This window comes from Streptomyces torulosus (assembly GCF_001419765.1).
GTDB lineage: Bacteria > Actinomycetota > Actinomycetes > Streptomycetales > Streptomycetaceae > Streptomyces > Streptomyces torulosus.
The window spans coordinates 1-10060 of the sequence record NZ_LIRK01000065.1; the positions used below are offsets into that span (position 1 = coordinate 1).

A 10060-nucleotide genomic window follows, 5' to 3' on the forward strand; every position below is an offset into this window, starting at 1 on the left:
CACCCTCGCCGCGGCCCACCGCGCCATCCGCGACCGCACCGTGTACGAGGCGGAGTACCGCGTACGGCGCCTCGACGGCACCTACGGCTGGACCCGGGCCCGCGGCCGCGCCACCTACGACGAGCACGGCACACCCCGGCGGATGGTCGGCGTCGGCTGGGAGAGCACCGCGTCCGGCTCCGCCCGCGACGCGCTCAGCCGGGCCGTGCGCCACATGAGCGACGCCTTCCTCGCGGTCGACACGGCATGGCGGATCACCTTCGCCAACCTGGAGACCGAACGCATGCTGGGCCTGTCCGAGGACGAGATCGTCGGACGGGTGCTGTGGGAGCTGGCCGTCGAGTGCGACGGGGTGCCCGGCCTGGAGCGGCTGTGCCGCAAGGCCGCCGCCGACCAGAGGCCCACCGGGTTCGACGTGCACAGCCCCGGCAAGGACCGCTGGTTCCACCTCCGGGTCGTTCCGGGACCCGACGGCCACACCCTGTACTTCACCGACACCACCGAGAACCGCCGGCTGGATGAGGAACGCCGCGCCGCCGAGCGGGCCGCCACCGAACGGGCTTCCCGTACAGCCGAGTTGACGGCCGCGCTGGCCAAGGCGACCACCACGCGGGATGTGATCGAGGCGGTCGCCCGGCGGGTGCTCCCGCCGTTCGCCGCCACCGGGTTCCTCGTCCAGGAGGTCGAGGGCGACCGCCTCCACAACCTCGGCGCGGTCGGCTACTCCGCCGAGTTCATCGAGTTGGTCGACCACCGCCCCAAGGCACGCCACGGGCCCGCCTGGGACGCCATCGCCACCGGCGGACCCGTCTTCCTCTCCTCGGCCGAGGAGTACGCGGCGTACGAGCCGCGCCAGGCCGACCTGCCCCGCCGGTCGGGCAAGCAGTCCTGGGCGTTCCTGCCGCTGACCGCCTCCGACCACACCTTCGGGGTGTGCGTCGTCTCCTTCGACCGGCCGCGCCGCCTCACCGAGGAGGAGCGCACCCTCCTCACCGCGATCAGCGCGCTCCTCGCCCAGTCCCTGGAACGGGCCCGTCTCTTCGACGTCGAGCACACCCGCTCCCACGAACTCCAGCGCGGCCTCCTCCCGCAGGCGCTGCCCGAACTGCCCGCCTGCGAGGCCGCCGCCCGCTATCTGCCCGCCGGACGGGGCATGGACGTCGGCGGCGACTGGTACGACGTCATCCCGCTCTCCAGTGGCCAGGTCGCCCTCGTCGTCGGCGACGTCATGGGCCACGGACTGCCCGAGGCGGCCACCATGGGCCGGCTGCGCACCGCCGTCCACACCCTCGCCGACCTCGAACTGCCGCCCGACGAGATCATGACCCACCTCAACGACCTCGTCGCCGGCATGGGCGAGGAGTCGTACGTGACCTGCCTGTACGCGCTGTACGACTCCACGACCGGGATCTGTTCCCTCGCCCGCGCCGGGCACCCGCCGCCGGCGCTGGTCCTGCCCGACGGCAGTGTGCGCTTCCCGGACCTGGCCGCCGACCCGCCGCTGGGCGCGGCCGAGCCGCCCTTCGAGACGGTCGAACTGCATGTGCCCGACGGGAGCATGCTCGTGCTCTACACCGACGGCCTCGTGGAGTCGTCGAAACGCGAGATGGACGAGGGCATGGCCGAACTCGCCCGGCTGCTGCGCAACGCCCACGACGACGGCACCGCCGACAACCTGGAACTCCTCTGCGACACCCTCATCCACGGGCTGCTCCCGGCCCACCAGCAGGCCGCCGACGACGCCGCGTTCCTCGTCGCCCGGCTGCACGCCCTCACCGAGGACAAGGTGGCGTGCTGGCCGCTCCTCGACGACCCGAGGGCCGCCGGGCAGGCCCGCCGCCACGTCCGGGAACAGCTCGCCGCCTGGGGCCTGGACGACCTCGCTCCCACCACCGAGCTGCTCGCCAGCGAACTCGTCGGCAACGTCGTACGCCACGCCAAGGGGCCCGTGCGGCTGCGGCTCCTGCACGGCTCCGAGCTGACCTGCGAGGTCTTCGACGGCAGCCTCACGATGCCCCGAATACGCCGGGCCACCGACACCGACGAGGGCGGCCGCGGACTGCAGCTCATCACCGCCCTCTCCCAGCGCTGGGGCACCCGCTACACCCCCGACGGCAAGTGCATCTGGACCGAGCTGCCCCTGACCGGCCCGGATCCCCGCGGACAGCCGCCGAACCCCCTGGACCTGCCGTGCCCCGTCCCCGACGACTTCGACGGCGACCTGGACACGCTCACCTTCGGCGACCCGGCCGACGACCCGGACCCGGACCGGTAGGGCACCGGGGCCCGGTCACGCCGGCCATCGCGCCCCGCGCACGACCGAGGCGCCGGCCATGGGGGCCGACGCCTCGGGATGTGCTGGGGTGCGGGTGCGATGCCGCCGACCGGTCGGGACCGGTCAGGCCACGGAGCCGATGTTCTCCACGCGCTCGTTGACACCGTTGCGGAGCTCACCCAGCGTCGTGCCGGGCGGGGCCACCTTCGGCGTCGACGACGGCGGCTGCGTCTCGTCGGCGCAGGTCGTGCCGTGGGCGGGAACCGTCAGGTCCACCAGGTACTTGACGACCGCGTCCGTCGCGCAGGCGCTGCGCCCGAACGCCGTGTGGCCCTCCGCCTCGAACGTCAGCAGCGAGGCGTTGTCGAGGCGCCGGGACAGCGCCACCGCGTCCTGGTACGGGGTGTCGGGGTCACCGGTGGTGCCCATGACCAGGATCGGTGCCGAGCCCTGCGCCCGGTAGGAGCCGTCGTAGCGGCTGACCCGCTCGGCCGGCCACTGCGCGCACGCGGTGGCGTGCTGGTGGTCGTAGGTCGGCGGACCGAACGCCATCGCCGGGCCGAGCAGCGGCGCCGCCGCGGCGAACGACTCCACCTTGTGCTTCAGCAGCCGCTGGTCGCGCGGGTAGTCCCGGTCGGTGCACTCCACGGCCACGTTCGGGCCGAGGAAGTCGAAGCTCGCCGGGGACGGCGGACGCAGCAGGAACGAGGTGTTGTCCCGCAGCTGCGCCTTCTTCAGGGCCGCGCCGAGCGACGGCCAGATGACCTTGCCCTCGTTGATGTTGAACATCAGCCGGTAGACCAGCGTGTAGCCGTTCGCCTTGCCGCCGCTCGCGGTGGTGACCGGGTTGGCGTCCAGGTCCTTCTTCAGCTGCTCGAACGCCCCGCGTGGGTCGCCGTCGCCGAACCCGCAGATGGGCTGGTCGGCGGCGCACCAGTCGAGGAACCGGCTCATCGCCCCGTCCAACGCCAGGTACTGCGGCCGGTCATAGGCGTAGGGGCGGTTGGCGTAGTGCACCGGGTCGTACGCCCCGTCGAGGGTCAGCGCCCGCACCCGCTGCGGGAACAGGGCCGCGTACACGGTCCCGATGTACGAGCCGAACGACCGCCCGTAGTAGGTGAGCTGCTCCTCGCCGAGCGCCTGGCGCAGCAGGTCGATGTCACGGGCGACGTACTCGGTGCCGATGTACGGCAGCAGCCCGCCCGCGTTGTCGAGGCACGCCTGGTTGAACTCGGCGGCCTCGGCCAGCGCCGGCCCGAACGCGTCCGGTCCGGGCACACCCTTGGCGTCGGTGACGGCCTTCGAGTACCGGGTGTCGTCGAAGCAGGTGAGCGCCGAGCTGCGGCCCACACCGCGGACGTCGTAGCCGAACACGTCGAACGACTCGCGCAGCGCGGCCGGCAGCCCGTTGTAGTTGTTGCGGACGAAGTCCACCCCGGAGTTGCCGGGCCCGCCCGGCTGCATGAACAGCGTGCCCTTGCGCTTCGCCGGGTCGGCGGCCTTCTTGCGCACCACCGCGAGGGTGATCTTCTGGCCGGTCGGGTTCCGGTAGTCGAGCGGCACGTCCGCGTTCGCGCACTCGTAGCCGCCCTGGCAGTCCGTCCACGCCAGGGACGGCACGGGCGGGGTGGGCAGGGTGTCCGGTGCCTTCGGCGAGGCCATCGCCTGGGTCGCCGTCCCCGTGCCGGCGACGAGGAGCGCCGCCAGCGCGGCCCCCGCCGTTCTCAGACGACCGAAACGTCTCGGTGCGCCATGGGATGTCGTCATGTGTCCTTCCCCCTGTGCCGGTCTTGCCCTCAAGTACCCACTGGTCAAGGTGAGTCGGGGCAATGTCTAGCTGATGAGAGGGCAGAAAGGCGAGCGTGGTGCCACTGCGGCCGAGATTCCACGGGATCTCTCCACTACCCGGCGGTAGTTACCGTGACCGGAACCGGCTTCGTACGCGGGGGCACGCAACCCCCCACGATCCGAAGGAACGCACGTGTCCTCCAGGAGCACCCGTCTCCGGTTCGCCCTCGTCGCCCTGGCCGTGGCGGTCGCCGGCCTGGCCGCCGCGGGCCCCGCCGCTGCCGCCGCGCCCCGGACCACCGCGCAGCCGGCCACGGTCGCCCGGACGGCCGCCATACCCGTCGACTTCGTCGACCTGACCACCAGCCCGCTCCCGGCCGACGCGAAGGGACACAAGGTCACCGTCACCTACCGCAACGACTCCGCGGCGCCCCTGACGGTCGCCCCGCAGCTCCTCGTCGAGTCCCCGCACGCGGGCCCCTTCCCTGCCCCCTCGGACCTGACGGTGGAGTGCCGCACCGCCGCCGGCTGCTGGGAGCCGGTGGAACTCGGCACCCGGACCGGCACCCTCTTCACCGACCTGTCGACCGCGCAGCGCACGCCGGCCCCCGGCGCGACCCTGACCGAGACCTACCACGTCACGGTCACCACGCCCGGCGCGCAGGGCACGCTCCACCCGAGGGTGGCGCTGTACGCCTGACCAAGGCACACCGTCCGCCCGCGTGTTCCCGTCCGTGGGTCCGGCTCACCCCTCGGGCCGGGTGTCACCGGCGGCCGCCCCTGCCGTGTCGACGTCGGCGTGCACCAGGTCGTGGTCCGAGACCGGGGTGCGGTGCACCCCCTGCTCCAGCGGGGCGGCGCCGCGCAGGAACACGTAGTCGAACTTGAGCCGCCAGTCGGTGGTCACCTCGCAGTCCGCGGTGGCCGGGGGGCGGCACCCGGGGTCCGCGTCCGTGGCCAGCGCCCACAGGGGGGCGAGCTCGGGGGCGTCCGGCACGGCGTTGAGGTCGCCGATGACGATCGCGCGGTCGTACCGGGCGACGGCCTCGGCCAGCACCTCGACCTGGCCCTCCCGGACCGCCTCCTGGCTCCGCTGGGCGAGATGGGTGTTGAACACCCGGACCGGCCTGCCGTCCACGGCGGTGGTGACCGCCAGATACCCGCGCTCCTCGGAGCCGCCCTCGGGGTAGAGCTTCTTGACGGGGTCGGTCATGGGAGCCGCCGAGAGGATCGCCTGCCCGAAGCCGCCGGGCTTCCAGGGCACCCCGCCGCAGCGGTTCCAGTTGCGCAGCACCGGCCCGTACTCGACGTGGTAGACCAGCCCGTGCAGGTGCTCCAGATAGTCCCGGATCCGCTCGACGTCCCGTACGCACGCCTCCTGCACACCGATGACCTGCGGCGCGTACCGGGCGATCTCCGCCGCCCGGTCGACATCGCTCGTGTCGCACGGGTTGCAGATGTTCCACGTCATGACCCGGTCGGGAACGACGTCCCGGACGGCCTTCACGGGCGCCGAGGCGCCGAACAGGCCCCCGCCCGGCGCACTGGGGCCGACGAGCACGACGCAGGCCACGCCCAGACCGCCCGCGAGTAAACGCGTGCCCCTACCGAGCACCATCGCCTCCTCACCGTGGAACCCCACGCATCAGACGTCCCCGTTCGAGGTTAAGCGATCACCTTTCGGTACCGGGGCGGCCCGGCGCCCCGCCCGGCCGGGTGCCCAGCAGCACCAGCACGCTCCCGGTGAACATCAGGATGCCGAGGGGGACGTGCAGCGCCGGCAGGTGGGCGATGCCGAGGACCACCTGGAGGGAGGCGACGAGGAGGAACCCCGAGGCGTACAGGACGGGCCGGGGGGAGGCGCCGCCCGGCCGCCACGCGAGGACCGAGGCCAGCACGTAGAGCATGGAGGCCCCGTACATCACGCGGGCCCCCACGTCGTGCAGCAGCTCGCCGTGGGCCGAGGTCAGCAGCAGCCCTGCGGTGGCCGCCTGGAAGAAGAGCGTCAGGGTCTGCAGTGCGACCGCGATCCGCACGAACGTCGGCCCGCGGTACGCCGGTGCCGTGTGCACAGCCATGTCTCGTTCCCCTCTTCCGCCTCACGACGGAGCGCCGATGGTGTTCCACCGATCCGACGGAGCGGGGCCGGGAAATGTGACACGGAGGGGTCCGGACGGCTCGTCGCGGGCCGGGAACCGCCGTCCTAGCGCGGCGTCAGGACGCAGAACTCGTTGTCGTCGGGGTCGAGCATCGTGATGCGGCCGTCCTCGCGCGGGGTCGGGTCGAGGAGCTTCGCGCCGAGGGAGAGGAGGTTGTCGACCTCCGCCCGCTGATCGCCGCCGGGGGGCGGGGCGAGGTCGAAGTGGAGGCGGTTCCTGCCGTGTTTGGGGGCGACCGGCGGACCGCCCCAGGTGATCTTGGGGCCACCGTGCGGTGACTGGATCGCGGTCTCCTCGTCCTGGTCCCAGACCAGCGGCCACTGAAGCGCCGCGCTCCAGAAGTACCCGACCGCCTGCGAACCGTCGCAGGCCAGCGCGCCGAGGAAGCCGCAGCCGGCGAGGAAGGCGTTGCCGGGCGGGATGACGCAGAACTCGTTGCCGTCGGGGTCGGCGAGCACCACGTGCCCCTCCTCGGGGCGCTGACCGATGTCGATGTGCCGCCCGCCGAGCCGGAGCGCCCGGTCCACCGTCTCCCGCATGTCCTCCGGCGAGGTGCTCGTCAGATCGAAGTGGATCCGGTTCGCGAGGGTCTTGGGCTCGTCGCCGGGGAAGAAGCCGAGGCGGAACCCGTATCCGTCGGCGGGCAGGACCGCGACGCCGTCCCGCGGGTCGTCGGAGAGCCGCCGTCCGAGGACCCCGGCCCAGAACGCGGCGAGGTCCCGCGGGCGGCTCGCGTCGAAGCAGAGCGCGTACAGCTGACAGGTCATCCCCGTGATCTCCGATCCACCGGCCGATCGTCGTCAGGGCACCTTGCCGGCCCCCGGGGCGGAGCCTAGAGCTGACCGGTCGTCACCCGCAGCCCAATATTCGGCGGCCGGCAGCCCCCGGGCGGCCTCGCCGGGCGCCTGCGGCGGATAGAACTGGGCGTACCAGCGGCGTATCGCCCTGATGCCCTTCTCGTGCGGGAGGAGCACCGGACGCGACTGGTGGATCTTGTGGTCCCAGATGCGGACCTCCTCGCGGACCTCGCCCAGCGCCTCCCTGCGGAAGACGAACTTGAGGAGGGGGGAGAGCAGGGCGGAGACCAGCGGGCCGCGGGCCGGTCCGCGCAGGTGGTACAGCATCCGCAGCTCGCTCGTGCGGTCGTCGACGGGCGTGGTGAGCGCGACGGCGGTGACCGACAGCACGGGGCCGTGGGTGCGGACCACCATCACACCCGGCCCGTACATGAACGCGTCGAAGGTGTTGTCGATGTCCCGGCCGAACACCCGGCGGCTGAACGACCCCCGCGCCTCGGCGAACGGGCCGTCCGCCCGCCACTCCTGCACGGGCGGCTCGCTCTGCCCGTGGATGAAGTGGAAGTGGGACTCGTCGACGATGTTCTCGCGCATCTCCTGGATGTGGATCCGCGCCCGGCAGGTGTCGTCGATGGGCCGGGTGAACTCCCGCGACACCGCCTCCGGGATCTCCGGCACCTCCCACGCGGGCTCACCCGGCCCGACGTACACGAGGACGAGGCCGCTGTGCTCGCGCACCGGGAAGCCGCCGAGGGAGACCTTCGGGGTGCGCGCCGCGAACGGCGCCTCCACGCACCGCCCGTCCGCGCCGAACCGCCAGCCGTGGAAGGGGCACTCCACCGTGCCGTCCACGACCTTCCCGCCGACGCCGAGGTGCGCGCCGTAGTGCGGGCAGTAGGCGTCCCGTACGGCGGCCCGCCCGTCCGGCCCGCGGAACGCGATCAGCGCCCGCCCGAAGTAGTGCAGGCTGACGACCTTCCCCGGCGGCAGCTCCCGGCTGCGCAGCACCGCGTACCAGCCGTACGGCACGGCCGGCATCGGGTACGCGTCGGCTCGCGGGTCGCGCGGCAACTCCGTGTGCTTGTCATGGCGCCGCCAAAGTCGCATGCGGAAAGGGTAGCCGGACACCGCTTACTACGGGTCAACCCGCGTGTACGAAAATGGAGTTGGCGTAAAGGTGCCGCCGCGGCGATGTCGGGGTGAGGCGGTGGAGCGGGGTCAGACCCGTTCCAGCGGGCGGTGCGGGCCGCTCGGCAGCTCCACCCCGATCGGGTCGCCCGGGCGTACCACGCCGCCCTGCCGTACGACGCTCATGATTCCGGCCTTGAGCACGAGCCCGCCGGACTCGTCCCGGCCGACGACCTGCTTCAGCAGGCCCTTGCGGAAGGCGTCGATCTGGAGGCACGGGTTGCGCAGACCGGTCACCTCCAGCACCGCCTCGTCGCCCACCTTCAGCAGCGTGCCGACCGGCAGGCCGAGCAGGTCGATCCCGCGGGTGGTGATGTTCTCGCCGAGTTCACCGGGCGCCACGTCGAAGCCTTCCGCCGCGACCTCGGCGAACAGTTCCTCGTGGATGAGGTGCACCTGACGGAGGTTCGGCTGGGTGGGATCCTGCGCGACCCGCGAGCGGTGCTTGACCGTCACTCCCGCATGGACGTCCCCCTCCACCCCGAGCCCGGCGAGCAGCGTGACGCCGTCCCGGTTCGGCTTGGTGAACGAGTACTCGGCGTTGCTGCTGACCGCCGTCACCGTCGCGCTCATCGTCGGCCTTCCCCCTGTGTCCCCGGATCACGCCCCCTGCGGATCACGACCCGGTGGATCATGCCCCCGAGGCTCACGACCCTAACCCGCGGGTGGCGGGGCCGGCGGAGGGAGGTCAGTGGGCGGTCGCGGTGCCCTCGGGCATGCCGTACGCCGCCACCATGATCTTCTGCGCCACCTTGTTCATGTCCTGGCCCTTCGCGTCGGTGGAGTTGACGCTGTAGACGAGGGTGCGGGCGCCGTCGCGGGTGGAGGCGACGGCCGCGTTGTAGCCCCAGCGACCGCCCGTCTTGCCCCACACCTCTCGGCCGCCGAGCACCTTCATGGACAGACCGACGGAGTACGCGGCGTCCTCACCGGTCTTGAGGTCCGTCACCTTCGGCAGGGTGAACATCTCGTCCAGGAGCGGGCCGTCGGGTACGACCCGGCCCCGGAACAGCGCGTTCGTGAACCGCTCCAGATCCGCCGTGGTCGAGACGATGTCACCGGCCGCCCAGCCGTCCGTGGTCCCCCACACCGACACGTCCCGCAGCCCGGTCGTCCCGTCGTCCAGGCGCATGGTCTGGTAGCCGTGGTTGTGGCGGCCGGCGATCCGCGGGTCCGTCCCCGGGAAGGAGGTGTCCCGCAGCCCGAGCGGCTTCAGCACGCGCACGCCGACCTGGTGCTCGTACGTGTCGCCCGTGACCCGCTCGATCAGCAGACCGGCGATCGTGTAGCCGATGTTGAGGTAGTGCTGGCGCCGCCCCGGCTCGAACTCCCGCGGCTTCGCCGTCGCCGACCGGGCCAGGTCCCGCGGGTCGTGGATCCGGAAGCGGTCCGCGTACCACTCCTCCACCGTCGTCCCGGGGAAGTCGGCGGCCGGGATGCCGTGCGTGTGGTTCAGCAACTGCCGTACGGTCACGCCCTCGTGCGCCGCCGGGATCAGCTCCGGCAGATACGAGCGGGCGCTGCCGTCCAGGTCGATCCGGCCCTCTCCGGCCAGCTGCAGGACGACCGCCGCCGTGAAGACCTTGGTCACGGAACCGGCGCGGAACCGGGCGCCCGGATCCGCCGGCCGGCCGCTGACCAGGTCGTGCACCCCGGAACTGCCCCGCCAGACCCCCTCGCGCCCGCCGACCCGCACCAGCGCGGCCGTCGCGTCGGCGGAGGGAAGCCCGGCGAGGGCGGCCGAGAGGCGGCGGGCGAGGGAGGGGTCGGACGAGGGCCCGGTGAGTGCGGGTGCGGAAGCGGATGCGGATGCGGATGCGGGTGTGGTGGTGGGGGTGAGGGTGAGCGTGGGC

9 protein-coding genes are annotated in these 10060 nt (G+C 72.7%); 2 read left to right on the forward strand and 7 right to left on the reverse strand.

Annotation, left to right across the window (positions count from 1 at the left end; translation table 11 throughout):
- Positions 1 to 2275: SpoIIE family protein phosphatase (locus AOK23_RS05920; RefSeq protein ID WP_055711686.1), on the forward strand; the 2275-nt coding region annotated here is incomplete at its 5' end.
- 123 nt (positions 2276 to 2398) lie between these two features.
- On the opposite strand, the gene AOK23_RS05925 is transcribed toward AOK23_RS05920, so the two are convergent.
- A complete protein-coding gene (locus AOK23_RS05925) occupies positions 2399 to 4042 on the reverse strand; it encodes an alpha/beta hydrolase (protein WP_055711687.1) in 1644 nt (547 codons plus the stop codon).
- A 214-nt stretch (positions 4043 to 4256) separates the two neighbouring features.
- On the opposite strand from AOK23_RS05925, the gene AOK23_RS05930 reads away from it, so the two are divergent.
- Positions 4257 to 4763, forward strand: coding sequence for a hypothetical protein (locus AOK23_RS05930; RefSeq protein WP_055711688.1), 507 nt, complete (start codon positions 4257 to 4259; stop codon positions 4761 to 4763).
- A gap of 45 nt (positions 4764 to 4808) precedes the next feature.
- On the opposite strand, the gene AOK23_RS05935 is transcribed toward AOK23_RS05930, so the two are convergent.
- From AOK23_RS05935 to AOK23_RS05960, 6 genes are all read right to left on the reverse strand, one after another.
- Positions 4809 to 5681 (reverse strand): endonuclease/exonuclease/phosphatase family protein, encoded by an 873-nt coding sequence (locus tag AOK23_RS05935; RefSeq protein ID WP_055711692.1) that lies wholly within the window; start codon positions 5679 to 5681, stop codon positions 4809 to 4811.
- A 55-nt stretch (positions 5682 to 5736) separates the two neighbouring features.
- Positions 5737 to 6141, reverse strand: a complete 405-nt coding sequence (locus tag AOK23_RS05940; protein ID WP_055711689.1) for a hypothetical protein — start codon at positions 6139 to 6141, stop codon at positions 5737 to 5739.
- Between the two features lie 125 nt (positions 6142 to 6266).
- Complete coding sequence (locus tag AOK23_RS05945) at positions 6267 to 6989, reverse strand: VOC family protein (RefSeq protein WP_055711690.1); 723 nt, start codon at positions 6987 to 6989, stop codon at positions 6267 to 6269.
- A 33-nt stretch (positions 6990 to 7022) separates the two neighbouring features.
- Positions 7023 to 8126, reverse strand: a complete 1104-nt coding sequence (locus AOK23_RS05950; RefSeq protein ID WP_240496272.1) for a Rieske 2Fe-2S domain-containing protein — start codon at positions 8124 to 8126, stop codon at positions 7023 to 7025.
- A 111-nt stretch (positions 8127 to 8237) separates the two neighbouring features.
- The gene (locus AOK23_RS05955; RefSeq protein ID WP_181361815.1) at positions 8238 to 8780 is read right to left on the reverse strand and encodes an MOSC domain-containing protein; all 543 of its coding nucleotides are present in this window, start codon (positions 8778 to 8780) and stop codon (positions 8238 to 8240) included.
- Positions 8781 to 8895: 115 nt separating this feature from the next.
- A partial coding sequence (locus tag AOK23_RS05960; RefSeq protein WP_055711691.1) for a serine hydrolase domain-containing protein occupies positions 8896 to 10060 on the reverse strand: 1165 nt, incomplete at its 5' end.

What these genes read in the sequence shown, in the direction of transcription:
- AOK23_RS05925 (WP_055711687.1), bottom strand. Translation starts at nt 4,042, where the DNA reads ATGACGACATCCCATGGCGCACCGAGACGTTTCGGTCGTCTGAGAACG.
- AOK23_RS05935 (WP_055711692.1), bottom strand. Translation starts at nt 5,681, where the DNA reads ATGGTGCTCGGTAGGGGCACGCGTTTACTCGCGGGCGGTCTGGGCGTG.
- AOK23_RS05940 (WP_055711689.1), bottom strand. Translation starts at nt 6,141, where the DNA reads ATGGCTGTGCACACGGCACCGGCGTACCGCGGGCCGACGTTCGTGCGG.
- AOK23_RS05945 (WP_055711690.1), bottom strand. Translation starts at nt 6,989, where the DNA reads ATGACCTGTCAGCTGTACGCGCTCTGCTTCGACGCGAGCCGCCCGCGG.
- AOK23_RS05950 (WP_240496272.1), bottom strand. Translation starts at nt 8,126, where the DNA reads ATGCGACTTTGGCGGCGCCATGACAAGCACACGGAGTTGCCGCGCGAC.
- AOK23_RS05955 (WP_181361815.1), bottom strand. Translation starts at nt 8,780, where the DNA reads ATGAGCGCGACGGTGACGGCGGTCAGCAGCAACGCCGAGTACTCGTTC.